Genomic DNA, 25,100 nt, shown 5'->3' on the forward strand with positions numbered 1-25,100 from the left:
TAATTTACTTTTCTAAAAAAAATAAACTAAACATTCTAACTGTATAAATAATGAATAGAATATAAAAAAACTGCATCTGAAATAAACAGATACAGTCATGCATTTTATTCTATTGAATGGCTCCACAGGCTATTCTAGCTCCTGAATTACCAGCAGGATCTGTTTTATAATCATCCGCTGATTCATGAATGACAATAGCACTTCCATCACTATCTAATAGCGAATTTGGTTGATCTTTTTGTAAAGTTAACCCCTCAGCTAAAAAATTAAGATCCACATTGCCATCTTCACCAATTTCCAAATTTGGTAAGTCCCCTAAATGATAACCATTAGGATTTAATTTACCATGTTCCTTGTTTGTTGGATTAAAGTGGGCACCAGCTGATTCAAATTTAGGTGGTTCACACTTGCCTACTTCATGAATATGGATACCATGTGTGCCTGGTGGTAAGCCTGTTAATGCGAGCGTCATCATAACCCCATTATCTTCCTCTTGAAGATATGCATTGCCATAGCTTTCATTATTTGCACCAATTACTTTTGCAGTAGCTGTTAAAGGGGTAGATGCATTGACAGCTACTTTCTCCTCTTTCTTATCAAAAAAACTGCAACCCGCAACAAAAATTAGTAAAGAAAGACTCATTAAGCTTATTTTTTTCATAAAAATACCTCCTCTCTTTCTGATGATTTCCAATTTCTTCAGTACTTATGCACAATTAATCATTTACGATTCTATAATGGCTCCTATTTCATTTGAGCTTGAATAGGAAACTCAACAAAATAAAAGGGATTTCTCAAAGGTCGAGAAACCCCTTCCATAATTAATTTAAGATTTTTACCGTTACTGTTTTGACACCCCACTGAAGTGCTTGTCCTTCAGTAGGAATAAATACATCGATTTTATTTCCTTTAATAGCTCCCCCTGTATCAGCAGCAATTGCTTCGCCATAACCTTCCACCCAAACCTTCGTACCGAGTGGAATAACCCGTGGATCTACAGCGATTACCTTTAAATTAGGATTAGACCTTATATCTGTTCCATTTGCTGTAATTCCTGAACAGCCTTCACAATAGGCTGTATAGGCAGTAGCACGCATTGTTAATGTTTTACCAGAGACAGTTGCTGGAGCACTTGCTGGTTTTGTTTTGGCTGGTGCAGCAGGCTTAGTAGCTGTTGCAATCCCCTCGGAAGTTTTTGGTTTTGGTTTTGCAGCTGAAGCTTTAATAGCTATCGATTCACCAGCTAAAATCAAATCTGACGCAAGGTGATTCCATTTCTTCAAATCATCTACAGTTACATTATTAATACGAGCTATTGAAAATAAAGTATCCCCACCTTTGATGACATATTCATCCCCCAATGGTTCTTCTGCTTTTGACGTGTCTTTCACTAAGTCTTGCTCTGGGTAAAACCATAATGAATCCTTTTCATTTAATTGCTGGAACTCACCTACTGTTAAATTATAAATTTGCGGGAGTGCCCATAGTATATTGCCTGGCGATTTGTCCTTAGCAAAGGAAGGACTAGCATAGAGACTCACACCAAATGTCAATACTACCGCTAAAGCTAATGCTCTTTTCTTCATGTTTAGTAATACCTCCATCATTTTATTATTTGTTGCAAATCTGTTGCTAGCACACTAGAGTTAAAAGCTCTATTATGTAAGCAACCATAAGTTTGCAAATTAATAACTCAGGACTAGCTGCCTGATATTAGGAATTATTACTATAAAAACGGAAAAATATACAATTTCAATTAATTTTTTAGTAATTTAATCAATTTATTGCTTATAAACTATAATTTAGTAGGTCTGTTTAGGACTTTTTTATATTAGATATTTGCTATATTTAGCCGATAAAAAAAAGAAAAGGAGGGAATAAAAATGGAAGTTAATTCACTTATGTCATCCCAGCTGATGGAACTCCAACAAACAGTACAGATGAGTGTCATGCAAAATGCTCTTAATTTAAACACAACTACTGCAATTGAATTACTGAATGAACTACCTCAGCAACAAACAGCTCCTACTCACCCATATAAAGGATCCATAATAGATATCTCAATCTGATCATACAGCCATATTTATCGAAAGGAGGTTCCTTATGTGATTCGGGTAATTATCGTGGACGATGAGCCATTAGCTCTGGTTAGTATGAAAAAACATTTAAATGAATTTGATAACATAGAGGTCATTCGAACTTTTACTACTGCAAAGGATGTATTGAAAGAAGGACCTACCTTAGACTTTCAAGTAGCATTTTTAGACGTTGAAATGCCAGGTATGAGCGGATTAGAAGTAGCACAACTGTTAAAAACATGGGATAAAAATATCTGTATCATTTTTGTAACTGCCTATCGAGACTATGCTGTTCAGGCATTTGATGTACAATCACTTGATTATTTATTAAAGCCAGTTTCAAAATCTCGTTTAGAGATAACCATTAACAGAATACAAAAGCTATTCCAAAAAAATCTATCATCGGAGAAAACTCGAACGCATCAAAAGCCTATGCTTCAAATCAGATGCTTTGGAGAGTTTGTCGTTTCTTTTGATGATAAAGTAATTCATTGGAGAACAATTAAAAGCAAAGAATTGTTTGCCTTTCTATTTTTACAGCTTCATATGCCCGTACCTCGTGATAACATTTTAGATTCACTTTGGAGTGATACGGATGTAAAAAAAGCCAGAGTACAATTGCATACTACTGTCTCCTACTTACGTACAACTCTTTCATTTTATGGCTACACGGATGTCATTGAATATGCAAATGGCTGCTATATTTTGAAACTAAACGATTTTCAATGTGATGCCTTTGATTTGGAGGATATCTTAAATACCAAAGCTGAAACAGGACGATTAAATATTGAAAAAGCTGAGGAGCTCATCCAAAATTACCATGATGAATTTATGGCAACAATGGACTATGCATGGACTACTAGTAAAGCAAATTTGATGAATAAACAATTTAGTCAACTACTTGATGAATTGATACTTTATTACTCTAAAAATAAGAACCTTAAAAACAGAGAGCGTTCATTGTTATTTGCTTTAGAGTTTAATCCGTATTCCGACAAAATCGTGCAACAATTAATCCAACATTATACTGAAATTGGAAATCGTGCAGAAGCTATAAAAATATACCATTCTTTTAATAGCCTTCTATTAACAGAATTAAATGTGTCACCATCTCAGGAAACCACAGAACTTTTTCAAAACGTCTTACATGCACATGAAAAAGAGCATGAAACAAGCGTTTACCCCTAAGGACATGAAAAAACATGCTAGCGTCCAGTGCTAGCATGCTTATATAGTTTAATTATTTAACAATCATTTGTCTCATATTACTTACAACACATAAACAGTTTCTTCCAGATTTTTTAGCCTTATACAAAGCATGATCTGCAATTTCTATCAGTTGATTGGGACTTTGGACATTTGGTGTAAAAGCCGTAATTCCAGCAGACATTGTCACAGGTCTTCCACACACAGTTTCTTGTAAAGCTTGTTTAATTCGGAGACTTTCCGCTAATTGGACTGCATCCTCTATATTCATCGAAGGTAAGATGACCATAAATTCTTCGCCGCCAAATCTAAAGCATAACCCCTGTTCCCCAACTCTGCTCTGCATAGTAATCGCAAAGGCTTTTAAAACTTCATCTCCTACAGTATGACCATATGTATCATTTATACTTTTAAAATCATCTAGATCTATTAAGATAATGGCATGAGGAACCTTATCAATAATTAATTTGTGTAAAATTTGATCCATTCTTCTGCGATTAAGAATCCCTGTTAATGAATCTAAGTTCAACTGCTCTGTTAAGTCATGGATTTTACTTTCCGAACAGATCATCATATTTTGAATATTCTTTTTTAATAATTTCACCTCATCATACCAATCAGCAATTTCCTCAATCCCTTGTGCTCCTTCATCTACTTCAATTCTTTTCGATAGCTCTTTGAGAGGCTGTGTAATTTTAATAGCAAACCAAATAGCAAATCCCATTATAGTCGCTATAACTATTATGATTGGGCCTAGGACTTTTTTAAAAAACAAATTGAAGGACACTATTCTTTCATCAAGTAAAGTATCAACCATTTGTTGCGTATACAGCTTTAATGAATGGTCATCTGTCTTAGCATCTTGTAAATAGCTTTCCGTAATTGTCGAGACTTCCATTACATAAGTTTCTTGTATATTTGTTTTATGTTCCTTCAAAATTTCATTGAAATTACGATAGCTACTCCAAATACTAATACTAGATGTCATGAGGACAACAATAGTTGTCATACTAATAATAAGAAACGATAACTTTAACTTGAATTTACCCACAATAGATCATTTCTCCCATTGAGATGTTTTTTCGTTAATCTTATCTATGTTTAAATTTTGATATACTTATTCAATCATCATACGTCAAACCTCTTAAAGAAAACTTAAACACTAATAATTTTTTCCTCCTTCAATTTAAAAGGAAAAAATCGATAGTACTACTAACTCCAAATTGGTCTATTCTTATAGGCTTAAATCATTCTTTTATTATCCATTATATTTCCTTTTTTCCAATTTCGTGGCATGGTAGATAGAGATTCATTAGGAGGGAAAAATTGCTGTGTTGAGAAAAGCTTCTACCCAACATCTACTTATTATAATTGCCATTTTTATAGTCCTTACTTTTCTAAGGTTATTATGGTTAAACTATTTCCTCCCCTCTACACATCAACCTAGTGCCAAAGATGGTGTGGTCCACATAAACAATTTGGCTACATCGGAAAAAGAAGTTATTTCCTTGGATGGAGGATGGATCTATTATCCTGGACAATTTGTGAATTTTGAAAATAAGGGGGGTAACAAAGAGAGTCATAGCAATACCTATAATACCCAAAATATTCCTGCGTTAAAAAATGAGCCAACGACTCAACCCTATGGCACTTATCAGTTAAAAATTCTGCTACCAAACACTTTAGATAATGATCGATATGCCATTCGTATACCTGCTATTTCAACTGCATCAACCTTATATATAAATGGAAAGCTAGTAGGAAAATCAGGCAAAGTAGCAGATAATGCAGAAGACCATGAAGGTCAAGCTGCACCTTATACTGTTTATTTTACTAATACACAGTCTGAAATTAATCTCATACTTCATGTATCTAATTTTGATACACTCACAAGTCCTATTATTAATAAAAGGATTTTATTTGGCACTGCGTCAGCGATGACGCATCATCAATTAATTGTAGGGCTATCTCTTTCAACTATTGTAGTTATGCTAATCATATTCTCTCTTTTTAGCATACTTGTATATTTGTTCATCTATCGAAAATCTATTGTTTTACTTTTCACATTTGGCTTTCTTTTGCCTTTAGCAGATGAATTAATTACGTTTGATCGCTCCCTACTAGATTGGTTGCATCTGAATTATGTATGGTCCTATAAGCTTTCTTCTATTATTTTTCTAGGAGCCTCCTTTTTCTTTGTTCAGTTTATGAGAGTCCTCTTAGTCAAATATCACAACACTAAAACCTTTCAATGGATTTTTGCTTGTTATGTTTTAAATGCAATACTCACGATTGTTTTACCAATGACATGGCTGATACCTACGAAGAATATTTTCTTCGTACTTTATCTAGTATCCTTTCTTTACGTAGTGGTACTGGCTCTTAGAGAGTATTTAGAAAACCAAAAAAGGAGCTCTGCTTTTATTGCACTAACAGCTATCGGCACCACAAATGGTATTATATGGGGTTTCATTAAATCTGTTTACGTATTCGATATTCCTGTTTATCCATTCGATTATTTATTTATCATGCTTGGTTTTTCTAGCTATTGGTTCAAACGTTTTCATGAGAACTCTCAGCAAATTCAAAAATTAGTGACTAAACTACAACACGAGGATGCTTTAAAAGATGAATTCCTTACAAGTAATGCAGAAAAACTTTGGAGTCCAATGAATAGGATGATTACCCTAGGTCAATCCATTTATGACAACCCACATAACAAACTTGTTACTGAAGATGAAAAAAATCTTAAACACCTTATCGATATAGGTAGAAGTATGTCCTTTACGTTAAACAACATACTGGATTTTACTCGTTTAAAAGAAGGAGATTTACATCTCCATACACAAAGTGTAAATCTTCAAGGTGCTGTTTATGGAGTTTTCGATATCCTCCGCTTTATTGCAAATGGTAAACAAATACATATGGTATCTTTAGTACCTCCAAGTTTCCCAAATGTATTAGCCGACGAAAATCGCCTTATTCAAATCCTATTTAACATTTTGCATAATGCCCTAAAGTATACAGGTGAAGGCTCTATAGAAATTATTGCTCGTGAAGAACAGCATATGGCTATTATCCACATTCGTGATACTGGACAAGGCATGGACAATTTTGTACAAAGTCTTTTGTATTCGCCCTATGAACAGGGCCAAGAATATGATGAAGGCATTGGTATTGGCCTACTTATTTCAAAAAAACTGATTGAATTACATGGAGGTACATTAAATATACAATCTATTCCTAACAAAGGATCGAATGTTTATTTTACATTACCTCTTGCAGATGAAGGTAGACAAAATAAGGAATACGCAACCTTTAATGCACAAGCTAAAACTCAGCTATCCACAAATGAACAAGAGTTATCCATGGTGTCAGATAAGCATTTCAGGATCTTAATGATTGATGATGACCCTATGAATTTAGCAACGATGAAAAGTATATTTTCGATCTCTGAATACGAAATTACTACTGTTACAACCAGTGAGAAAGCTCTAGCTCTGATTCAGCAAGAATCATGGGATTTAGTAATTGTTGATGCAATGCTTCCGTATATTTCAGGCTATGCTGTAATTCAAAAAATACGAAAACAATACTCATTGCTGGAATTACCTATCTTATTATTGACGATAAGAAAGCACCCTGAAGATGTTTATACAGGCTTTGCCTATGGTGCTAATGATTATGTAACAAAACCTATTAATGCATTAGAGCTAAAAGTAAGAAGTCGAGCTTTAATTGATTTAAAATATAGTATTCAACAACGTCTACATTTAGAAAGTGCTTGGCTGCAATCTCAAATCCAACCACACTTCTTATTTAATACACTTAATACCATTGCCTCACTTAGTACTATTGATACAGATAGAATGATCGATTTAATGCATTACTTTGGTGAATATTTACATGCCAGCTTCGATGTCAGAAATCTTCAAAGAGTAGTACCACTACAGCATGAGCTCGATTTAGTTCGTTCGTATCTTTACATTAAACAGCAGCGATTTGGAGAATTAATTCAGATTGAATGGGATATTGATGAAACGATACAAATTGAAATTCCTCCAATTTCTTTACAAACGTTAGTTGAAAATGCCATTCGGCACGGTATATTAAAGAAAGAAGAAGGCGGTACTGTTTGTATTCGTATTAAAGATTTCACAACTTATGTATCCATTAGCGTAATAGATGATGGTGTGGGAATTAGCCCCACTCTATTAAAGGAATTGCAAGAAGATTACAAAGGGACAAGCTCTGGTATAGGGATAAGAAATACAAATCTACGACTTAAAAGAATTTATGGCCAACAATTACAAATTCAAAGTACTATAAACCAAGGTACAAATGTTACTTTCCATATACCTAAAGATTAAAAACCGGAGTCATTACAACGCCATTTTTGTAGTGACTCTTTTCTCAAGTTTCCAATTACATATAGATTTTTCGAAATGAGGGTACAGTATACATATAGAATAAAGGAAGGATCGATAGGTATGTACAAAATATACATAATAGAAGACGATGCAAATATAGCTTCACTGATTGTCGAGCATTTAGCTAAATATCAGTTTGAATGCTTTACTGTACAACAATTTCCACACATTATTGAAGAATTTAATACTATACAACCACACCTGGTCATTATGGATATCAATCTCCCGACTTACGATGGCTATTTTTGGTCACGGAAAATCCGTCAACTCTCAACATGTCCCATCATCATTGTCTCTGCCAGAGTAAATGATATTGATCAAGTATATGGAATTGAAAATGGTGCCGATGATTTTATCACAAAGCCCTTTTCATTGGATGTCCTCATGGCAAAAGTAAATGGACTACTTCGGCGTACCTATGGTGAATATGCTTTAGCCGAGACAACAACCATAACTATAGCCAATACTACATTAAATCCAGATACAGTTCGTCTTCAAACAAAAGCCAAAGAGAGCCTGTTAACGCTAAAAGAAATGCAGCTTAGTAAGTTATTATTCGAAGCTTACCCTAATGTAGTGCCGCGTCAAAAGCTTTTAAGTGCTATTTGGGATGATGAAACCTTTGTTGAGGAAAATACTTTGTCTGTGAATATTGGTCGATTACGTAGAAAATTGGAAGCCGTACACTCTAAACTTGAGATTAAAACGATCCGTGGTCTTGGATATCAATTGGTGGAGGAAAGTGAATGAAGCTATTCTTTCGAGATCATCTTAGTATCATTATTCTCTATTGCATAAGCTTCCTCCTATTACCTTGGATAATTCATGTATTAGATGACCTATCCTCACACTATGCCTACTTTATTTTTCTTGTCAGCTTTCTATTTATTCTGTGGCTACTTGGTCGTTATTATCGAAGAAGAAAGTTTTATCATCATTTACAAAAAAATATCAAAACGCAGGATGATCTTCATTTATTTGAACCACATGCAGCTATTGAGCAATACTATAGTGAAAAACTAAGGCAAATACAGTATTTATTTTTAACCCAACAGCAAAGATTGGAAGAACAAGCACATGAGAAGCAACTAGTTCTATCACATTTTGCACATCAAATGAAGACACCTTTATCTGTTATTCAATTAATCGTTCAAGCTACACCCAACAAGACCACTGATGAATTGCAGCAATGGTATACCATCAATAAAGAGTGCAATAAATTGACATTTACCCTCAATCAGTTATTAACGTATGAGCGCACATCTCATTTAGTAGCTGATTTAAAAATTGAACCTATTATTTTAAAAGGACTCGTGCAAGAAGTCATCAATGATTTGAAGGATTTCTTTATCATAAGAGAAGTTTTTCCAAAGCTGACGTTCGCTGAAGACCAAATCATTTATTCAGATCGAAAGTGGTTAAAAATTGTACTTTATCAAGTATTAAATAACGCCATTAAATATAGTGAAATGGCAAGCACCATTCATATCCATTATGACAACACGGCTTTGCACATAAAAAATCTTGGTGAGACGATCCCTTCTAATGAAATAGCACGAGTCTTTGATTTATTTTATACAGGTTTGAAGGGGCGAACGAGTGGTGAAGCAACAGGTATAGGCTTATATTTAGTGAAAAAGATTTTAACTACACTAGAGCACCCCTTCACTTTACAATCTTCTGAGCATGTCACTACTTTTTCCATTAATTTTTCAAACAGTCTTAAAAAATGAAGATGACAAAGTTGTCATCTTCACGTCATCAAGAGAAATAGGTTATGTGCCGCTCCTTTTCTATACTAAAGTTATCTAATGAGCATAAAGGAGTTGTTTTAATTTGGGTAACGCAATACTACAAGTAACCAATTTGCACAAGGAATACATCGGTGAGATCACCTATAAAGCGTTAAACGGTATCGATTTTCAGCTACAGCAACAGGAATTTGTAGCTGTCATGGGACCTTCAGGTAGTGGGAAAACAACATTTTTAAATAGTGTATCCACGATTGATCGTCCTACCGCTGGCGATATCCTCATAAACAATCATAATCCTTACGCATTAAATGATGAGGAGCTCGCCAAATTTAGACGCTCTGAACTAGGCTTTGTATTTCAGGATTTTAATCTTGTGCATACATTAACAGTGAAAGAAAATATTTTATTGCCATTAACATTAGATAGCATACCTGCTTCAAAAATGCTTCAGCGTTTAAAGGATGTCGCTCAATTTCTTGGTATCGAGGAACTGTTGCCTAAACGTATTTATGAAATTTCAGGAGGACAAAAACAACGAGTAGCCATCGCTCGTGCCGTTATTCATGCGCCAAGTTTATTGTTAGCAGACGAGCCTACAGGAAACTTGGATTCCAAGGCTGTCAATGATGTCATGAACTTATTTTCCTCGATTAATCAAAAGCTTAATACAGCTATTCTCATGGTGACACATGATCCTTATGTAGCAAGCTTTGCCAATCGCATTATTTTTATTAAAGATGGGAAATTATATAACGAAATACATCGAGGCAACAACCGCAAGCAATTTTATCAGGAAATTATGGACACGCTTGCTTTTCTAGGTGGTGGACAGCATGAGCTTTAATCATATTGTGATCCAAAATATCTTACGTGACAAATGGACGTATGTTTCTTACTTCTTGAGTAGTATGTTTTCTATTATAATTTTCTTTCTCTTTTCTGTTATCGTCTTTCATCCAAATCTGAAAAGCCTAGATCCAGACTCTACACTTGGAATTTCTTTAATGTTAGCTAGTATGCTCGTTTATTTATTCTCTTTTATCTACATTACCTATTCAATCACAGCATTTTTACGTAAAAAGACCAAGACCTTAGGAATATTTATGATTACTGGGGCTTCCATGAAGCAAATTCGTAAGCTGGTCTTCCGAGAAAATCTGTTGATTGGCGTTTTAGCTATTCTGGCAGCTATCGTTCTCGGACTTGTTATTACACCTCTTTTCTTAATGGGTGCAAGAGTTATTTTAGAGGCAGAAACATTTGGCATGTACCTACCTCTTCAAGCAATCAGCATAACCATAGGATTATTTCTGATTTTATTTGTTGTGATATCTACAGTCGTTACGAGGTTCATTAATAAAGAAACGTCTATCCAACTCTTAAAAAGTGATACAGTTATCGAGAAATCTATTAAGCCTCATTATGTCTTATTAATACTAAGTATTTTGATATCAGCCACTTTAGTTTACTTACTAAAAATCGAGCATTCCATTGTAGACACTTTAAGTGTTCTTTATTATCTGTTATTTTTTATTAGCATTCTTAGTACGATTTATTTAGTTATTACACAAGGATTTCGTTTGTTTTTGAAAATATATGAAAAGTCTCCTGCCTATCTTCAAAAAACCAATATGCTTTTGGCATCCAATTTAAATGCAAAAATGAAATCACATGCAAATATGCTGTTTCTAATTACTATCCTATTAAGCGGTGTCTTTCTATGTACAAGTATTTTATTTAGCTCTTATTACAATGTAAAAAAGGCTAGTGAAGAAAATTATCCATATAGCTTTCAATATATTGCTGATCCAAAAGCTGATGACAATATGGTAAAGACTGATCTTGATTATCTTGAAAATACTTTATCAACGGTTCAAGCTCACAAGTATTTTATTGAATTTAAATCAAATGAAGATCAACGCATTGGCTATATGTCTTTATCGGATTATAACCAGATCCAGCATCAGGACAACAAGCTAAGTAAAGATGAATTTATTGCCGTCGCTGGCAGTCGTGATGTAGCACCTACAACAAATAATGCCAGCGATTTGTATATAAAGTCTTTCAAACTAGCCAGCACCCATGAGCAAAATCTGCTATCTACTGGCTTCCAGCAAAGTTATTTCATTGTACCTGATGACATTTACAAAACTATTGACTACCCTGTTTATAAAACATATATTTATGAACTGGAAGATTGGACAGCCCATACAGATTTGGCAAAAGCTATTACAAGTAACTTACCCTCTTTACCTGGAGAACGTTATGTAACATCCAAAATTGATTTATATAACACAGAGATGTTTGTTAAGAGCGTGATGTTCTTTATCGGCTCCATGCTAAGTCTCATTTTCTTAAGTGCAGCCATGAGTATATTGTACTTCTATTTACAAACAACTTTACAACAAGAGAAGGAAAAGTATATTGGTATCCGTAAGCTAGGACTTTCTAGAAATGAATTAGCTACCATTATCACTAAAGAATTGGCAATTCTTATTTTTGTACCGTTCACCATAGCTATTACACTCTTGCTAATTACACTTTTAGCTATGCGAACAATGGTTTCTACAGCATTTTTACAAGTTTCCATAGCTAGCTCTTGTTGTTTCTTTGTGCTTTTCCTCATTAGCTATGTATTAATTCGAAAAAGTTATTTTAAACGCTTAGTAAGCTAAAAAAATCGCACTCCTTAAGGGGTGCGATTTTTTCATAGTGTTGAAACATATGAAAGGTGAAAATGTTTCCTTTTAGCAAAGTTTTCCAAATAAAGTGAAGGTGTTAACTACTCATTTTAGTGAGGAGTGTCATCAACCATCACTTCTCCACATTGAAAATAAACGCCCAATTCAACTAATGGATTATTTGATCGTTACTGCTGATAAGGAAAGGACACTGGCGGAACCAATCTCTCGCCTTGTGAAAAAGCCTTTTTCTGTGGATGACATTATCTTTTTTACCAAAGAACGGGCTTTGCTACCATCAGCCATAGCATAATAAGCAATAATACTATATACATCCATGTTTTACGATGCAAAAGTGAAACAAATTGTTGCTGATTAAATGCTGGTGTATTAAAAGTACGCAACGTCGGTTTAAACGCTCTTGCGAGAAATACGATTGATGCAAACATCACGAGGAAAGTTAATACAATCCATGAGGTATTCCATTGATAGCCCGCATGCCACATTAACAAAATACCCGAAGCTACTAGTACATGCCCTGAATGTTTGACGAGCGTAATGGCCCCCTTAAAGGCTTCTATATATGGTGGCATGTCATCCATTGAAGCTGTGTGCATTTTTTTTACAATGGTTAGCACAACGAACAAAGGCCCAATCGAAAGAATAGCACTTAAAATATGTATATAAAGAAGAAGTGTATAAATGGAAAACATGCTCTGTACTCCCCTTTTCATCAGTCCCCTTCATTATAGCATTCAAGCTGAATTGACTTTATCAGCAATTGTGAATCCTTTGTAAACATAGCTTGAATCATTGTTAAATTGTTTGAAAACCGTATAAAGAGGGTATTGTTTATAGTAACATGCACTTATAGAACAAAAAGGAGTGATTTTTATAGGAATTCATCAATTTTTCACAAGCCTTAATGATTTAGAGCGTATTATTCGTTGCCCTGGTCGCTTCAAATTTGAAGAGCACAATGTGGCAGCCCATTCTTGGAAAGTGTCACAATATGCCATGTTTTTCGCAACGTTAGAAGAAATGCACGGTGCGACAGTTGATTGGAAGTCTTTATATGAAAAGACAATCAATCATGACTTTGCGGAAGTGTTTATTGGTGACATTAAGACACCAGTAAAACATGCTAGCCCAGAGTTAAAGCAAATGCTAGCACACGTGGAAGAAAAGATGATGGAAAAATTTATTATCAATGAAATTCCACAAGAATTTCAGGCTACTTTCTTTGAACGGATGAAAGAAGGTAAGGATCATACTTTAGAGGGTCGGCTACTTGAATTTGCGGATAAACTCGATCAGTTTTATGAGGCTTTCGCAGAATTAAAGCGTGGTAATACTGACAAAGAATTTGTCTATATGTACCAATCAGCCCTTTCAAAACTCTTGGCTATTCCGCTTGAAGCGACCGTCCAATATTTCCGCACAGAAATTTTAAAGGATGCAGTAAAGGAAAAAACACATATCGATATTCAAGCATTAACAAATGAAGTATTAACATCAAACTAATAGGGTGCATGTACAAGTTTTCCGATTGAAAAATTCACGGAAGGCTTTTTTTATTTTCCACAAAAAGTCGTATAATAAGGAGAGATTGAATGGAGGGAAAGTATTGTCACAGGAATGCTCTATTATAGAAGATTTAATACCTCTTTATAAAAAACAACTGCTTCAACCATCAACAATAGAATTTGTCGAACGGCATCTAACAACTTGTCAGCAATGTCAGCAGCTTGTAGCCTATTCATCGACTCAGAACGCATACTTACCCATGAAAAGAACAGTATCCTTTTTTCATATCATATTTATTGTATTATCCTTTATGTTTGCTATTAACTCGTCCTTACTCGGCAATCAAAAGGGCTTTGTCATCTCATATGCTCTTTTCGGCTGTCTTTCTTACCTTTTCTATAAAAACATCTGGATTGTTTTTATCATAAGCTCTGTGCCTGTATTCGTTTGGGCTATCATTAATAATCTTAATAATGAGCTCTATATTACAACCTTTTCTTTAACAGAAATAGGAACGCTTGCGATTGGAGCTGGCTACATCGCACTTTTACATACCATTTTCGCCTTAATTGGCGCAGCTTTTGCCATTCTATTACGTAGGATTTTTCAATAAACAAAAAAGCACCTTGAACTTTTTTACCAAAGTTGAGGTGCTTTTTTTGTTTGTTAGGCCTTTTTGACAAATTCTGATTTTAATTTCATGGCACCAAAGCCATCAATTTTACAGTCGATGTTATGATCGCCTTCCACTAGTCTTATACTTTTAACCTTTGTACCAATTTTTAAAGTGGAAGAACTGCCCTTCACCTTTAAATCCTTAATAACAGTAACTGAATCGCCGTCAGCTAACAGATTACCATTTGCATCTTTTACAATAAGTGCATCTGATTCCTGTTCAGTTGCGTCCATGCTCCATTCATGCGCACATTCTGGACATACATAGTTTGCTCCATCCTCGTATGTATATTCTGAATGACATTTTGGACAATTTGGATAAGCTGCCATTTCTGCTTCCTCCTTTTACATTTTTACTAGGAAAATCCTCTTTATGCTCCTATCTTTACATAGTCAACCTTAATTAGCAAAGGTTGTTCGTATTTTTCGTTCGCATTTGTGAAAAAAATATGAAACATCAGCATCTTTTTGAAGGTAGTGCAAGATGTTTATAACGCTATTTGGAACACTTGCCCATTGACTAATTTGCCATTATCATCTTACTTGCATGTTTATCGATCATGCTTTATTATATCCATAAAGGCTGCATTGTTCGTATAATATTAAGTTTTAACCTTTAAGCTGTAAAAGGGAGTTTTATTATTGGAGTTGGAATGACGGGCCTCACACTACGGTGCATGAGGATAAGCAGGAAAACTTCTGCGAACACCCACTTTGAGGAGTGGTGGTTTAAAACTTTCTATAATAACTACGGCATACGCGGCTTTTTATACATGATTGATACAGCACCTTAGCTATTTAGGTTAAGGTGCTTTTTATATTCAACTTATTCTCCTCTTCTCCTTATTCAATCACTTCCTAACCATTCATTAAAAGTAAGGACAACCTTCTTGTATTTTGTATAATTCCCTCCCATTTTGCACATAGATGGAGTAACAAGGGAGGTTATGACATTGAAGAAATTAATTTATCTATTGGTTTTTACTTCACTACTATTAGTAGCTTGTGGAAAGAACGCCGAGCCAAAGGAAGTAGCAGTCGATCAAAATACGAATGTTGAAGATATTGTAGGCGCGATTGTGAAAAATGAATTCTCTGTGGATGAATCAAAAGACGGTGTTGTCACAATTTCCATTCAAGATACAGATGTAACAGAAGGATCGAAAAGCCAGATGCTAAAGGATTCTACTAAAATTTTCGCTGATTTGTCCAAATTAAAAAATGTGAAGACACCAGCTATTACTTGGTATGCTCCTCTCACTGAACCTGATGGGGACAAAACAATGACCGAGGTTTTGAATATTTATTTTAGTGAAGAGGATTTTCACAAAATAGACTGGGCCAATTATCTACAGGTCGATATCGAGTCTAGCGCTACAAATTATCATGAAGATGAGGCTTTAGAAGATTAATCACATAAAGATACCCCACAGCCTATTGTGGCGTATCTTTTTTTACATATTGTTCTATAGCGTTTTCTAAAAGAGCGTGCTTTATTTTGTAGTGAGTTGCTTGCCAAATTCCTTTCCCACCCTGCAGGATTATTAGTTGAGGAGATTCGTGTTTCACTTGAAGATCACAGGCAATAGCATTTGAAATTACCCGATCCATTTGTACAATGACAAGATATTTAGGCAATTCCGTTTGTAATTCTTTATATTCCTTTAATGCTGAAATACTACTTATACATGTCATGCTAATTTTTAACACAAGACAAGGTTTGAACTTCGATTGCTCTAAAACCTCGCACCATTTGTTTAATGTCTTTATTCGTTGCATTTAGTAACCCCCTAAACAGATTATATACTACAAGGGGTATTTTAGGTTACAAAAAAACACGAGACTACTTACGTGCTCGTGCTTAAAATTTTCTATTTAAATGCCTTCCGTATTCATGAATACTAGACGCCAGCCATCAGGGTCTGCAATGGTTACCCCTTTCTCAGCCCAATATGGATTTTCAGGCTCAACTTCGGGATATCCCATGAGCGCAAGACGTTCGGCAATATGACGAATCGTATCTCTGTTTGGGATATAAAGTACGAGAAGATTGTCCTTACTTGGTGCTGGACAAGGGCTACCGTCACTATGCTCAGTAAATTCTAAGTGATAACCTACATCTGGAAGACCAATCATTAAACCATTGTAGCCACGATGTTCTGTAAACGAACCAATTTTCTTTAATCCGACACCTTCACAGTAAAATCGTTCTACTTCCTTTAGCTGATCGGTTGGTCTTGCCACACGCACCTGTGCGACTGCTAATTCATTTGTCCATTGCTGTTCCATTGTTATGAAATCCCCTTTTAGACTATTGTAAAATGAGACCATAACGCTGGAAACAGTCCTAGGTCTGAAGTTATTGTATAAGAGCAACGCTAAAAGAAGCAGCTGTTTTCTCTTTTACTTCCTCTAAAGAAACACCATCTGCTAATTCTATTAGTTGCATACCATCTTTTGTAAAATCAAATACAGCCAAATCTGTAATTAATCGATGTACGACACCTTTACCCGTTAGTGGCAGTTCACATTGTTTTTTAATTTTAGATTCACCATTTTTATTCACATGCTCCATGACGACAATCACTCTCTTTGCACCAACGACGAGGTCCATTGCGCCACCCATGCCCTTTACCATTTTCCCCGGAATCATCCAGTTAGCAAGGTCTCCTGTTTCAGATACCTCCATCCCTCCTAAGATGGCAAGGTCAATATGTCCACCTCGAATCATCGCAAATGATTCTGCACTGTCAAAGAAGGATGCCCCCGGAACTGCCGTAACTGTTTCTTTACCTGCATTGATTAAATCCGGATCTACTGCATCTTCTACTGGATAAGGACCAATACCGAGAAGTCCGTTTTCGGATTGTAAGAGTACGTCATAATCGATTGGGATTGCGTTCGCAACAAGTGTTGGAATACCTATGCCTAAATTGACATTCATACCGTTGGCTATTTCTTTTACTGCTCGGTTAACAATTTTTTGTCTTGTATCCATTATGCTTCCCCCTTCTTCACCGTTAAACGCTCAATACGCTTCTCATAATTTTCACCTAATACTACACGTTGTACAAAAACCCCTGGTGTATGAATATGATCAGGATCTAGCTCACCTACTTCTACAATTTCCTCCACTTCAGCTATTGTAATTTTCCCTGACATAGCAGCTAATGGATTAAAATTGCGTGATGTTTTTCTGTAAACTAAATTTCCTAGCTTATCGGCTTTCCATGCTTTGACCAGCGCAAAGTCAGCAACAATACCTTCTTCCAAAATATATTCTTTGCCATCAAAAACCTTCACTTCTTTTCCTTCAGCAATTGGCGTTCCAACCCCTGTAGCTGTGTAAAAACCAGGAATACCCGCTCCACCTGCACGCAAACGTTCTGCAAGAGTTCCTTGCGGTGTCAACTCTACTTCTAGCTCACCACTTAAAAATTGTTGTTCAAAAATCTTATTTTCTCCTACATATGAAGCAACCATTTTTTTTATTTGCTTGTTTGCTAATAGTAAACCCAATCCCCAGTCATCTACACCACAGTTATTACTGACAACCGTTAAATCCTTTGTTCCCTTTTGCACTAATGCTGCGATTGATTTTTCGGGTATACCACATAGCCCAAAGCCACCTACAGCTAATGTATCTCCATCCTTAATATCCGCAATCACCTCTTCAAACGAACTCCATACCTTCCCATTACCCATCTCGAAACCTCCCTGAATTGCTCGTTTATTAAGAAAAATTCTACATCATTGCTATTTTACAAGTAAAGGAATTAATTAGAATACTATTTATTCCTATATGGAATAAATCTATTTTCCCCATTCTTACCTATCATTTCAAGTAACTGTTTTAATGCATAAGATTGGTAGGCATTTTTCTTCGTAATAATCCCTAAACGCCACGGCATTTCAAAATCATCTAATGGAATTATTTTCACATTGGTATTTGTTTGCTTAGCTGCAATGGAATGGGGTAACAATGTAACCCCTAAATTGGAGGATACTAACTCTACAATCAAGTCCCACTGTGAACTTTTATAGCCGATTGTAGGTGTAAAACCAACACTTTCACAGGATTTAATTATATAGTCGTGAAGCGTGAACTCCTCTGCAAAGATAATGAACGTTTCATTTTCTAAATCTTTTAAAGCTATGGATTCCTGGTGTGCATAGGGGTGAGATTCATTCATAAAGACATAAAACTGGTCTTCTATAAAGGGTTGAACAGCAAACTTCCTTTCGTCTACTGGTAATACAACGATGCCCATATCAACATCACCATTTTCAACTAGCATTTCTACCATTTTTGCACCACGTTCGATAAGCGCTAAATGCACTTCAGGATATAGTTGATGAAATCTCCTAGCGATTTCAGGGAAAAATAAAGTTCCAATTAAAGGTGGAATCCCTAATTTGATAGCACCTGTCTTAATATTTAATAAATCGTCTAGCAAAATATGTAGTTCTTGGACAGCCTGCATTATTTTTTGTCCTTGATGATAAACAATACTACCTGCATCAGTAAGTTCTACATTACGCGTTGATCTGTTCAACAATTCAACTTGTAATGATGCTTCTAATTTTTTGATACTTTTGCTTAATGAAGGCTGAGATACAAAGGAATCATGTGCAGCCTTAGTAAAACTCCTATGCTCAACAACAGCCATAAAGGCTTTTAAATCTCTTAATTCCATCACTATCTTCTCCATTTATTCGTATTTGTTATAAAAGCATCTTCAATTACTGCCCTTTAGCAATAAATTCTCCATCCTTTCTTTTTAATCCTTTGCAATGTGTTGAACTATAAATTTTAGATATTTTCACCCCTGCCATTATACGTGTCTTTTCGACTTTTGGAGAGTTTTTTAAGAGTGATATGACCTACAATCATTTATAAATATTGTCATAATTTATCAAAGATTGGAGATGTAACAGATGTTGAAGCAATTGCTTGAAAATCGAATAGTTAATAGGCATTATTTAGGTCTTACATTAAGCAACATGTTTATGAATTAAAGAACTGTGAGGAATGACTCTATCTTAATAAGTGCCAACAAAAAATACACCACCCTATAGTAAAAAATAATCTAATAAGGTGGTGTATTTTTTAGTGTGCTTTTTCTAATGCTAATTTAATACCAAATGCAATTAATATTGCACCTGTTAATCCTTCAATTACTGCCTTAGTTGATGGCTTTTTCATAAATGCACTAATTCGATCTAAAAGGTACACGTAGAAGATAAACCATAGCATTGTTAATGCTGTGTAAATTAGACCCATTATTAAAAAAGGAAAAAATGTTCCACTATTTCCATCTACAAATTGAGGGAGAAATGTTAGGAAAAATACGGCGACCTTTGGATTTGTCACATTTGTGAGAAACCCTTGTTTAAAGCAAGATTGGTGAGAATATTTGTGTTCTATACTTCCTTCATCGTCTACAACTGGAGATTGTGTTCGAATTGTTCGAAGTGTCCACAAGGTCTTGATTCCTAAATAACATAAATAAACCGCACCAACATATTTTAAAACAGCAAATATATAGGCAGATTTTACAATAATCGCCGAAAGTCCTATAACAGCCGCACAAGTATGAATTAATAAACCGCAACAAGAACCTATGATTGTTTGTAAACCACCCTTTCTACTTACAGTCAGTGTGTTTTTTGTTGCAATCGCTGTATCAGGGCCAGGTAAAATAATAAGTAAAATGCACATAACTAAGAATACAGATATATTGACCATATTACGCCCACCCTTTCTGTCAGAAAATTATAAAAGTAATTGTAACATACGCCAAGACCAACAGAAAGATACAAAATTTTTCCGTTGACATATAACCGTAGGGTGTTATATATTCATAACACCTTATGGTTATATTTTATACAGATTCCTCTGCTAGTGGACTTAATAACGTTGAAAAAGGAGTAATAGAACATGACTGAAAAATTACAGGATATTGTCAAAACAATTACATTAAATGCCCCTATCGAAAAAGTTTGGGAGACTGTGGCAACAGCTGACAAAATAGCTTCTTGGTTTATGCCAAATGATTTTCAACCTATCGAAGGATACGAATTCACTATTCAATCACCGTTCGGCCCATCACCCTGTAAAGTAGAACGTGTAGATGCACCGCACTTTCTACGATTTGCTTGGGATCAAGATGGCTGGTTCGTAACTTTTGAGTTAAAAGAAGTAGGCGAGCATACTGAATTTACTTTAACACATGGTGGCTGGAAGGAAGCTTCACATATTATTCCGAAAGCAAACACTGCTACTGAAGCCGTACGTACTAATATGGATAACGGATGGACAATGATTATTAATCATAAATTAAAAGAGGCTGCTGAATTCTAATGACTGAAGCAGCCGTAAAGTATGATATTTTTCAAGCAATCGCTGATCCCACAAGAAGAAGTGTTTTACAGCTCCTTGCAGCAAGCGACAGACCTATTTCCAATATTACTGAGCATTTTACGATTAGTCGAACGGCTGTCGTAAAGCATTTAAAAATATTGGAACAGGCGGAGCTAATCTCTGCTCAAAAAAAAGGTCGTGAAAAAATCTATACCTTGCATAGTGAGCGTTTAAAGGAGATTGAAGATTGGCTCCAATACTTTCATTTATTTTGGGATAATAAATTGGCTCAGCTTCAAAGCATGGTTGAAGATCATTAAAGCAGAAAAAGAGCTGTCTTTTTGTCAGACAGCTCCTCATTTAAAAGAGATAAAATAATCCCCCATTAATGACTTCTATTTTAATTTTTGCTTCATATTGCTCCTCTAATGCTTTTCTTTCAATTTCATAACACTCTGGTTTATCATCTATATCCTCATAAAAATAATCTAATACACGTTGATCACGTTGCCATCGTTTTTGTGCTTCCGTTGCCCAGGAATGGTCATCCTGCTCAATAATTGACTCAATTGTAGCTTTCAATCTTTCCAGTGCTCTGGCAGGCTTAATAATATATTGCACATGAAATACATTTTCTTCAGGTTCTATGTTAAAGTCCGAAGAACAAATCCTTTCATGAAAACCCTCCTTGATGACGCCCGTCAATAAATTAATGCCAAATGAGTAAAGCATTTCTTTTGTACGATCACAGCAATACGAAACTTTAAAGTTAACACCTAACCAGGGCGTTAAAATAACCTGCCCCATCTCACGATCCACTTTTTCAAACAACTGAACATAAGCTCCTAGTTCCCTTGTAGCTAAAAATATCTGATTTAAACGTGGAGAGCCGTAATGAATAGCTTCTCCAAATAAATTACCAGCCATTGCTGTTTGATTTGTAATAAAGGTTACTTGCGCTGGGTTTGGTTCACTATTCGTTGCTTCAACATATTGCCAATAAAATGGCCTATTCATAATTCTTTTATCGATGTCTATCGTTAATTGAACGGTTAGATAATGATTCTCTTCTCCTATAATTGCACAGTTATTCTCCATAAAAAATTCCTTTAAATAGTGGTGAACTTGCTGTGGATACATAGCTGCACCTCCCTACCTTATACAGATTCTTTAAAGTTTGTTAATATGGCATCTAAATCGCCAACCACCTTCTCAAACACATCAATTTTTGTATGAAGCAATTCCAAGATTTTCTCTTCAATTGTATGTTCAATGGCGAGATTATAAATATGGACATCATGCTCCTGCCCCAAACGATGGACACGACCAATACGTTGCTCTAGCTTCATTGGATTCCAAGGTAGATCATAGTTGATCACATGATGACAAAATTGAAGGTTTATCCCCTCTCCTCCTGCCTCAGTAGCGATGAGCACCTGGGCTCTTTCTTTAAATAGGTGCTTCATATAATCTCGTTTACTTTTATTAAATTTACCATTAAACAACACACTTGATATGCCATTAGAATGTAAGTACCATTGCAAATAAATTTGCGTAGCACGATATTCTGTAAAAATAATAACCTTGTCATTTGCTTGTTTAACAATTTCCAATGTCTTTTCCGCCTTTGAATTCACTTCCAAGGTCATTAATTTAGTAATAATCGCTTCAATTTCTTGTGGTTGTACATGATCATCTAGCATATTCGTTAATGTTAATGCCGTAGCTTCCTTGCTACTACACATTTCTTTTTGCAAGGTAATTAATGAAAATGACCCTGTGTTTTGAAGGTTGCCAAGCATTTCGTAAACTTCTCTTTCTTCGTCCGTAAATGTAATCGGTACAATTTGAACACGACGATTTGTCCAATCAATCCCCGTATCTTCCCTACGATTTCTTACCATTACCTGATTAACCAACTCTTTTAAATAATCATCATGTTCTAAATCATGCTTGCTAGCAGAGAAAGCCGATTGGAAGGCATCATAGTTACCAAGATGCCCAGGCTTTAATAAGGAGATTAAATAATACAATTCAAAGATATCATTTTGAATAGGTGTGGCAGTTAATAATAAGCAGAATTTTTTCTTTAAGCCTTGTACAAACTCGTAAATTTGTGTTTTATTATTTTTTAATTTATGTGCCTCATCAATAATTATCATGTCATAATCCTGCTCATAAATGCGCTCTCTATGTGGACTCTTTTTTGCCGTATCCATACTCATAATGAGGACATCATAGCGCTCTATCGGGCAATTTTTTTTATATGCGACGGCAGGAATATGAAATTTTATATTTAACTCTTCAATCCACTGATTAATTAAAGAAGCAGGTGCTAAAATTAAAGCTCTTTTCACAAGCCCTCGAATAAGGTATTCCTTTAAGATTAAGCCCGCTTCAATTGTTTTACCTAGCCCCACCTCATCAGCTAAAATAGCTTTCCCATTCATACGTTCAATCACTGTTTCGGCTGCTTCTAACTGGTGTTTCAAAGGTTGTAAATTAGGTAAATACTTTGTAGCCTGCAATCCTGTAAAATCAGGAATTAGTTTCATTTTCACAATATCATAGTTCATCTTGTACAATGTCCAGCTATCCCATTTTTCAAGATGATTTAATCGATCGATAAAGCCCTCTTCCCACTCGGACGACCTTTCTATTTTCATGATCATCACCCCATGTCATTTTTTCTAGTTTAGGGTGTCCCAAAAAGGAAAAGCTATGTTCTTTCTAGATGAAAAACACCTAATGAAAGTTATTTTTTCATTAGGTATTTGTTAATTCATCTATTTACGGAATTGTCTTGGAGATTTTTCAGCAAATTCTTTAATGATAAATGAAAGTTTGTCAGGTACATTTTAGATTTTTAAATACAACACATCCGCGAGATAAGTATTTGTCGAACACTCATTTTTTTCTCAAATAGATAGGTTCTTTATTAAAATGTTTCGCGATATCCATGACAATCATATTCTTTGTATAGTTTTCTTAAATATACTCTATAATCAGCGTTATATTGATAGTCCACCAGAAGTATTTCCTCTAAAATATACATCAAGACAAAAAGAAAGGAACACCAACGATATATTAGTGCTCCTAAAGTCGATTATTTTAAACTTTCCTGTAATAGCTTACGATTACGATGTTTGAAAATGTCATTATGTGAGGAAACAATACCTCCCTCAGAAGCATCAGGTTGAATATACTTCTTCGCACTATTCACTGCATGAAGTGCATCATGAAAGGCTGCTGCAATTAAATGAATTTTACCATCATGGCTCAAAATATCACCCGCAGCATAAAGGCCTGGGATCGATGATTCACTATTAATCGTACCAGCGATAAAATAATCATTTTTGCGCTCAATGGCTAATGGACTATTATCTAACAATTCTTTATCACGCACATACCCATGACTAATAACAACTTCATCAATAGGAATTTCTGTTACAGTCCCAGTTTCATGATTTGTTAAAGCAATAGCTTTAATCATTCCTGCTTGATCGTCTGCAATCAGCCTAGTAATTTCAGAATTGAAATGGCATTCGATCGAACTATTTGCAAGCTCTGTAATTTGAGCCTCATGTGCAGACAATGTATCTTTTCGATAAGTTAAATAGACCTTGGATGCTACCTCCGTTAATTCTAATGCCCAGTCTACCGCTGTGTTACCACCACCAGAAATAATAACTGCCTTATCTTTAAATTTTTCATAGGATTTAATTGTGTAATTTAAATTAGATACTTCAAAGCGTTCAGCCCCCTCAATTTCAATTTTTTGAGGATTTAGGATGCCACCACCAATAGCAACGATAACTGTTTTGGAATAATGAATGTTCCCTGACTCTGCTGCGATGACAAATATACCATCTTCATTTTTAGCAATGGTCAGCACTTTTTCATTTGTATAAATAGAAGGATTAAAGGTTAAGGCTTGCTCAACTAATTGTTTAATAAGTAGCCCCCCTGATATAGGCGTTACACCTCCCACATCCCAAATCATTTTCTCTGGATAAACATGAATTTTACCGCCTAGCTGTGGTTGTGATTCAATTAGCTTGGTTTTCATTTCACGTAAACCACAATAAAAGCTTGAATATAAACCCGCTGGCCCACCACCAATAATGGTTACATCATACAATTCTTGTTCTAACAATTCCTAACACACCTTTCATTTGGTCATTACTATCTCAACAATTGGACTAGCTCAACTGCATACAGCTCAATCGTAAATGTCTAAATGTAAATATTGCTTTGGAAAATCCTCCTTAATCCCATTATACGATAATGATAATCATTATCAAATAAAATTATAACAAATCATGATATTAAATTTATGTATTTGTCCATAAAAATTTTCATCATTATGCTTTTGCACTATTCAT

General features: G+C 35.1%; 26 protein-coding genes and 1 other RNA gene. 13 read left to right on the forward strand and 14 right to left on the reverse strand.

Annotated features, from left to right (window positions below):
- Positions 1-109: 109 nt before the first annotated feature.
- Together QH639_RS26095 and QH639_RS26100 are read right to left on the reverse strand one after the other, a co-directional pair.
- Positions 110-661: a superoxide dismutase family protein gene (locus QH639_RS26095; protein ID WP_054549059.1), complete on the reverse strand. Its 552-nt coding sequence runs from the start codon at positions 659-661 to the stop codon at positions 110-112.
- A gap of 160 nt (positions 662-821) precedes the next feature.
- A complete protein-coding gene (locus tag QH639_RS26100) occupies positions 822-1,586 on the reverse strand; it encodes a 3D domain-containing protein (RefSeq protein ID WP_048393249.1) in 765 nt (254 codons plus the stop codon).
- Between the two features lie 297 nt (positions 1,587-1,883).
- On the opposite strand from QH639_RS26100, the gene QH639_RS26105 reads away from it, so the two are divergent.
- Positions 1,884-2,069 (forward strand): putative motility protein, encoded by a 186-nt coding sequence (locus QH639_RS26105; RefSeq protein WP_237899171.1) that lies wholly within the window; start codon positions 1,884-1,886, stop codon positions 2,067-2,069.
- Positions 2,070-2,105: 36 nt separating this feature from the next.
- The gene (locus QH639_RS26110; RefSeq protein ID WP_131520672.1) at positions 2,106-3,266 is read left to right on the forward strand and encodes a response regulator; all 1,161 of its coding nucleotides are present in this window, start codon (positions 2,106-2,108) and stop codon (positions 3,264-3,266) included.
- Positions 3,267-3,318: 52 nt separating this feature from the next.
- Here the strand turns inward: QH639_RS26110 and QH639_RS26115 are convergent, their stop codons facing one another.
- On the reverse strand, positions 3,319-4,335 hold the full coding sequence (locus tag QH639_RS26115; RefSeq protein ID WP_131520671.1) for a GGDEF domain-containing protein: 1,017 nt from the start codon (positions 4,333-4,335) through the stop codon (positions 3,319-3,321).
- Positions 4,336-4,792: 457 nt separating this feature from the next.
- Between QH639_RS26115 and QH639_RS26120 the strand changes: the two genes are divergently transcribed.
- The 5 genes from QH639_RS26120 (at position 4,793) to QH639_RS26140 (ending at position 12,143) form a co-directional block, all read left to right on the forward strand.
- A complete protein-coding gene (locus QH639_RS26120; RefSeq protein WP_237899167.1) occupies positions 4,793-7,654 on the forward strand; it encodes a hybrid sensor histidine kinase/response regulator in 2,862 nt (953 codons plus the stop codon).
- A gap of 120 nt (positions 7,655-7,774) precedes the next feature.
- Positions 7,775-8,464, forward strand: coding sequence for a response regulator transcription factor (locus QH639_RS26125; protein ID WP_131520669.1), 690 nt, complete (start codon positions 7,775-7,777; stop codon positions 8,462-8,464).
- Positions 8,461-9,447, forward strand: coding sequence for a sensor histidine kinase (locus QH639_RS26130; RefSeq protein ID WP_131520668.1), 987 nt, complete (start codon positions 8,461-8,463; stop codon positions 9,445-9,447). Before QH639_RS26125 ends, QH639_RS26130 begins: the two co-directional genes overlap by 4 nt.
- A 103-nt stretch (positions 9,448-9,550) precedes the next feature.
- The gene (locus QH639_RS26135) at positions 9,551-10,312 is read left to right on the forward strand and encodes an ABC transporter ATP-binding protein (protein WP_131520667.1); all 762 of its coding nucleotides are present in this window, start codon (positions 9,551-9,553) and stop codon (positions 10,310-10,312) included.
- The gene (locus QH639_RS26140) at positions 10,302-12,143 is read left to right on the forward strand and encodes an FtsX-like permease family protein (RefSeq protein WP_237899160.1); all 1,842 of its coding nucleotides are present in this window, start codon (positions 10,302-10,304) and stop codon (positions 12,141-12,143) included. The genes QH639_RS26135 and QH639_RS26140 overlap by 11 nt, the downstream gene beginning before the upstream one ends.
- A gap of 278 nt (positions 12,144-12,421) precedes the next feature.
- Here the strand turns inward: QH639_RS26140 and QH639_RS26145 are convergent, their stop codons facing one another.
- Entirely contained in the window at positions 12,422-12,862 is a 441-nt protein-coding gene (locus tag QH639_RS26145) for a hypothetical protein (protein ID WP_131520665.1), read from the reverse strand.
- A 172-nt stretch (positions 12,863-13,034) separates the two neighbouring features.
- Here QH639_RS26145 and QH639_RS26150 point away from each other — a divergent pair, with 172 nt between their 5' ends.
- Together QH639_RS26150 and QH639_RS26155 are read left to right on the forward strand one after the other, a co-directional pair.
- Complete coding sequence (locus QH639_RS26150; RefSeq protein WP_131520664.1) at positions 13,035-13,673, forward strand: YfbR-like 5'-deoxynucleotidase; 639 nt, start codon at positions 13,035-13,037, stop codon at positions 13,671-13,673.
- Between the two features lie 103 nt (positions 13,674-13,776).
- Entirely contained in the window at positions 13,777-14,289 is a 513-nt protein-coding gene (locus QH639_RS26155; protein WP_131520663.1) for a zf-HC2 domain-containing protein, read from the forward strand.
- A 53-nt stretch (positions 14,290-14,342) separates the two neighbouring features.
- On the opposite strand, the gene QH639_RS26160 is transcribed toward QH639_RS26155, so the two are convergent.
- Entirely contained in the window at positions 14,343-14,681 is a 339-nt protein-coding gene (locus tag QH639_RS26160; protein WP_048393229.1) for a zinc ribbon domain-containing protein YjdM, read from the reverse strand.
- 247 nt (positions 14,682-14,928) lie between these two features.
- Between QH639_RS26160 and ssrS the strand changes: the two genes are divergently transcribed.
- Positions 14,929-15,121, forward strand: a non-coding RNA gene (gene ssrS, locus QH639_RS26165) — 6S RNA.
- Between the two features lie 177 nt (positions 15,122-15,298).
- A complete protein-coding gene (locus QH639_RS26170) occupies positions 15,299-15,763 on the forward strand; it encodes a hypothetical protein (RefSeq protein WP_227745007.1) in 465 nt (154 codons plus the stop codon).
- A gap of 22 nt (positions 15,764-15,785) precedes the next feature.
- On the opposite strand, the gene ytxJ is transcribed toward QH639_RS26170, so the two are convergent.
- From ytxJ to QH639_RS26200, 6 genes are all read right to left on the reverse strand, one after another.
- A complete protein-coding gene (gene ytxJ / locus QH639_RS26175) occupies positions 15,786-16,130 on the reverse strand; it encodes a bacillithiol system redox-active protein YtxJ (RefSeq protein ID WP_131522488.1) in 345 nt (114 codons plus the stop codon).
- Between the two features lie 96 nt (positions 16,131-16,226).
- The gene (locus QH639_RS26180; protein WP_131522487.1) at positions 16,227-16,640 is read right to left on the reverse strand and encodes a VOC family protein; all 414 of its coding nucleotides are present in this window, start codon (positions 16,638-16,640) and stop codon (positions 16,227-16,229) included.
- 70 nt (positions 16,641-16,710) lie between these two features.
- On the reverse strand, positions 16,711-17,349 hold the full coding sequence (locus QH639_RS26185) for a 3-oxoacid CoA-transferase subunit B (protein ID WP_131522486.1): 639 nt from the start codon (positions 17,347-17,349) through the stop codon (positions 16,711-16,713).
- Positions 17,349-18,056: a CoA transferase subunit A gene (locus QH639_RS26190; protein WP_131522485.1), complete on the reverse strand. Its 708-nt coding sequence runs from the start codon at positions 18,054-18,056 to the stop codon at positions 17,349-17,351. Before QH639_RS26190 ends, QH639_RS26185 begins: the two co-directional genes overlap by 1 nt.
- An 83-nt stretch (positions 18,057-18,139) precedes the next feature.
- Positions 18,140-19,048: a LysR family transcriptional regulator gene (locus QH639_RS26195; protein ID WP_131522484.1), complete on the reverse strand. Its 909-nt coding sequence runs from the start codon at positions 19,046-19,048 to the stop codon at positions 18,140-18,142.
- Between the two features lie 413 nt (positions 19,049-19,461).
- Positions 19,462-20,100, reverse strand: a complete 639-nt coding sequence (locus QH639_RS26200) for a LysE family translocator (protein WP_131522483.1) — start codon at positions 20,098-20,100, stop codon at positions 19,462-19,464.
- Positions 20,101-20,292: 192 nt separating this feature from the next.
- On the opposite strand from QH639_RS26200, the gene QH639_RS26205 reads away from it, so the two are divergent.
- Both QH639_RS26205 and QH639_RS26210 read left to right on the forward strand, forming a co-directional pair.
- On the forward strand, positions 20,293-20,715 hold the full coding sequence (locus tag QH639_RS26205; RefSeq protein ID WP_131522482.1) for an SRPBCC family protein: 423 nt from the start codon (positions 20,293-20,295) through the stop codon (positions 20,713-20,715).
- Positions 20,715-21,035: an ArsR/SmtB family transcription factor gene (locus QH639_RS26210; RefSeq protein ID WP_131522481.1), complete on the forward strand. Its 321-nt coding sequence runs from the start codon at positions 20,715-20,717 to the stop codon at positions 21,033-21,035. Before QH639_RS26205 ends, QH639_RS26210 begins: the two co-directional genes overlap by 1 nt.
- Before the next feature lie 40 nt (positions 21,036-21,075).
- Here QH639_RS26210 and QH639_RS26215 read toward each other — a convergent pair whose 3' ends face one another.
- From QH639_RS26215 to QH639_RS26225, 3 genes are all read right to left on the reverse strand, one after another.
- Positions 21,076-21,855 carry a YqhG family protein gene (locus QH639_RS26215; RefSeq protein ID WP_131522480.1) on the reverse strand — a complete coding sequence of 260 codons (780 nt, stop codon included), beginning with the start codon at positions 21,853-21,855 and terminating at the stop codon, positions 21,076-21,078.
- 17 nt (positions 21,856-21,872) lie between these two features.
- Positions 21,873-23,387 carry a DEAD/DEAH box helicase gene (locus QH639_RS26220; RefSeq protein ID WP_048393198.1) on the reverse strand — a complete coding sequence of 505 codons (1,515 nt, stop codon included), beginning with the start codon at positions 23,385-23,387 and terminating at the stop codon, positions 21,873-21,875.
- Positions 23,388-23,821: 434 nt separating this feature from the next.
- Entirely contained in the window at positions 23,822-24,871 is a 1,050-nt protein-coding gene (locus tag QH639_RS26225) for an NAD(P)/FAD-dependent oxidoreductase (protein WP_131522479.1), read from the reverse strand.
- Positions 24,872-25,100: the final 229 nt, after the last annotated feature.

Origin of the sequence: Lysinibacillus sp. 1 U-2021, assembly GCF_029916965.1 — a bacterium.
GTDB lineage: Bacteria > Bacillota > Bacilli > Bacillales_A > Planococcaceae > Lysinibacillus > Lysinibacillus capsici.

Excerpts from the sequence above, each read along its gene's own strand:
- QH639_RS26095 (WP_054549059.1), bottom strand. The coding sequence starts at position 661 with ATGAAAAAAATAAGCTTAATGAGTCTTTCTTTACTAATTTTTGTTGCG.
- QH639_RS26100 (WP_048393249.1), bottom strand. The coding sequence starts at position 1,586 with ATGAAGAAAAGAGCATTAGCTTTAGCGGTAGTATTGACATTTGGTGTG.
- QH639_RS26105 (WP_237899171.1), top strand. The coding sequence starts at position 1,884 with ATGGAAGTTAATTCACTTATGTCATCCCAGCTGATGGAACTCCAACAA.
- QH639_RS26125 (WP_131520669.1), top strand. The coding sequence starts at position 7,775 with ATGTACAAAATATACATAATAGAAGACGATGCAAATATAGCTTCACTG.
- QH639_RS26130 (WP_131520668.1), top strand. The coding sequence starts at position 8,461 with ATGAAGCTATTCTTTCGAGATCATCTTAGTATCATTATTCTCTATTGC.
- QH639_RS26140 (WP_237899160.1), top strand. The coding sequence starts at position 10,302 with ATGAGCTTTAATCATATTGTGATCCAAAATATCTTACGTGACAAATGG.
- QH639_RS26145 (WP_131520665.1), bottom strand. The coding sequence starts at position 12,862 with ATGTTTTCCATTTATACACTTCTTCTTTATATACATATTTTAAGTGCT.
- QH639_RS26160 (WP_048393229.1), bottom strand. The coding sequence starts at position 14,681 with ATGGCAGCTTATCCAAATTGTCCAAAATGTCATTCAGAATATACATAC.
- QH639_RS26170 (WP_227745007.1), top strand. The coding sequence starts at position 15,299 with ATGACATTGAAGAAATTAATTTATCTATTGGTTTTTACTTCACTACTA.
- ytxJ (WP_131522488.1), bottom strand. The coding sequence starts at position 16,130 with ATGCAACGAATAAAGACATTAAACAAATGGTGCGAGGTTTTAGAGCAA.
- QH639_RS26180 (WP_131522487.1), bottom strand. The coding sequence starts at position 16,640 with ATGGAACAGCAATGGACAAATGAATTAGCAGTCGCACAGGTGCGTGTG.
- QH639_RS26185 (WP_131522486.1), bottom strand. The coding sequence starts at position 17,349 with ATGGATACAAGACAAAAAATTGTTAACCGAGCAGTAAAAGAAATAGCC.
- QH639_RS26190 (WP_131522485.1), bottom strand. The coding sequence starts at position 18,056 with ATGGGTAATGGGAAGGTATGGAGTTCGTTTGAAGAGGTGATTGCGGAT.
- QH639_RS26195 (WP_131522484.1), bottom strand. The coding sequence starts at position 19,048 with ATGGAATTAAGAGATTTAAAAGCCTTTATGGCTGTTGTTGAGCATAGG.
- QH639_RS26200 (WP_131522483.1), bottom strand. The coding sequence starts at position 20,100 with ATGGTCAATATATCTGTATTCTTAGTTATGTGCATTTTACTTATTATT.
- QH639_RS26205 (WP_131522482.1), top strand. The coding sequence starts at position 20,293 with ATGACTGAAAAATTACAGGATATTGTCAAAACAATTACATTAAATGCC.
- QH639_RS26210 (WP_131522481.1), top strand. The coding sequence starts at position 20,715 with ATGACTGAAGCAGCCGTAAAGTATGATATTTTTCAAGCAATCGCTGAT.
- QH639_RS26215 (WP_131522480.1), bottom strand. The coding sequence starts at position 21,855 with ATGTATCCACAGCAAGTTCACCACTATTTAAAGGAATTTTTTATGGAG.
- QH639_RS26220 (WP_048393198.1), bottom strand. The coding sequence starts at position 23,387 with ATGATCATGAAAATAGAAAGGTCGTCCGAGTGGGAAGAGGGCTTTATC.